1 protein-coding gene is annotated in these 1695 nt (G+C 64.0%); it reads right to left on the minus strand.

The genetic code is table 11. The features are described from left to right. Nucleotides 1–978: 978 nt before the first annotated feature. A complete protein-coding gene (locus tag AB0M45_RS33805; RefSeq protein ID WP_364337556.1) occupies nucleotides 979–1200 on the minus strand; it encodes a hypothetical protein in 222 nt (73 codons plus the stop codon). Between the last annotated feature and the right edge of the window lie 495 nt (nucleotides 1201–1695).

The raw sequence follows: 1695 nt of genomic DNA on the forward strand, positions 1-1695 counted from the left end.
GCGCGCTTCGAACCTTGTCTGCGGGGTGGTTCGAAGCGCGCACCAGCCATGCGGGCCACGGTTGGGATGACAAGCGCATCCGCTTGGAAGGGGTCGGCAGGATGAGGGGCTGCCGACCCCGATCACGAGCATACAGTCACCAAAGGCCTTGGCGTCCAGTATGATTCGAGAACTTACAGTCTCTTGAGGCGGACGTTTCTGCGACGCGGGTGCTGGACGCCCAGTCAGCGCTGGACATCGTGTTCTCGCCTGCGGAGGTGAGTCGGAGTCGCGCGCGGTCGGCGAGCCCGGTCGCGCTGTTGTGGCCAGCTGAGGGCCGCCAGGATGACAAGCGCCTCCACGGCGATGACCGTCACTGCGGTTACTTGAAGGGTGGTCATGTACATGCCCGTTCGTGGTGTTGGGGGAGCGACTTCCTTGCTGCTGATGCAAATAAAATTGCACAACATAGGTATCGTGCAAATTTCATATGCCCACAGGTGGGGTGTCCGCCGTGGCCGCGGAGAGGCAAGCTACATCGGGGCGGTGAGCTCGAGAAACCGAGATGGTCGGGTCCGACCCGCTCGGAGTCGAAGCGGTCGGTGGCGGCAGCGACCGGGCGTAGTCCCGACGGCAGTCCGTTGGCATGGAACATGACGCCACCGTAGAGCTGGTACGGATCGGTGCGAACCTGCGGATCATGTGGGCCACCAGGTCTCTGGACATTCCCGCGCCGCCAAGGCCGAGTTCACCCGCAACATGGGCCGGATGGTTGCGACGCCGGCTACTCAGTCATGGAATCGGTGTCCGCATGGTTGCAGCAGACCGCGGCCGAAGGTGCACTGGCAACGGTGCGCGCTGCGGTGGGCGCGGCGATAGTCCGATTGCCACCGCACGGCTCGAGCTGCTCCGATATGTGCGTGCATGGCTGGATTCCCGGCCGACCGGGAGGAGCCGGTCAGCTCGGCAGTCACGCCTTGTGGTACCGCATTCGACCAGTCACATGAGCAACAGCACACACAGCAGGACCGCATTGAACAGACCGAGCCCCGCGCCCAGCGCTGCTCCACGTAATCCAGTGCGCACCAGCGTGGTTCGAGTCAACGGATAGGCGCGATTGGTGCGGTAGCTGATGCGCACTGGAATTTCGGCACCGAGCGGATATCGCCCAGGCACCGCGTCGTGCCTGCGCCGCCAATCGGCGCCGTGATACTCGATCACCGTGCGCTGTCGCCGCGGTGGGCATGGGCATCCGATCGGCGCGTGGCCGCCTTTACACGTGTGTGCCACGGCCCGTGCCGGTCGCTTGCCGGTATAGCTCGGCGTAATGCTTTGCCGGAACGCTTCATTGAATGGAACCACCACGTGGTAGTACGCCATGCCGACTACTGCCCCGAACAAAGTGCTCCCGGCAGCACCCGCCGACACTGCGAGAATGGTATCGCTTATGTCCCTGATTCGTTCCACCGATGCTCCATCTCGTCGACTGGGCCCAAGCGTCGCAGACAAGCGACGTTCTGACCCATCCGATCGAAATTCCGCACACGCAGCCCTTTCCGTCCGGCCGGGTCACATCTCGGACAGCGCTTCGTCGCCATTTGGGCAAGTGGATGCCGGGGAATCCCTCGAAGGGAGTGGATTCCCCGGCCGTCTGAGCTGGACCGGTTGGGTGCTGCCCGTCGGGTGGGTGGCGTGCCTGCCGAGCTGTCGGGGTGT

The sequence above is a fragment of the Nocardia sp. NPDC051787 genome (assembly GCF_040681325.1).
In the GTDB taxonomy this organism is placed as follows: domain Bacteria; phylum Actinomycetota; class Actinomycetes; order Mycobacteriales; family Mycobacteriaceae; genus Nocardia.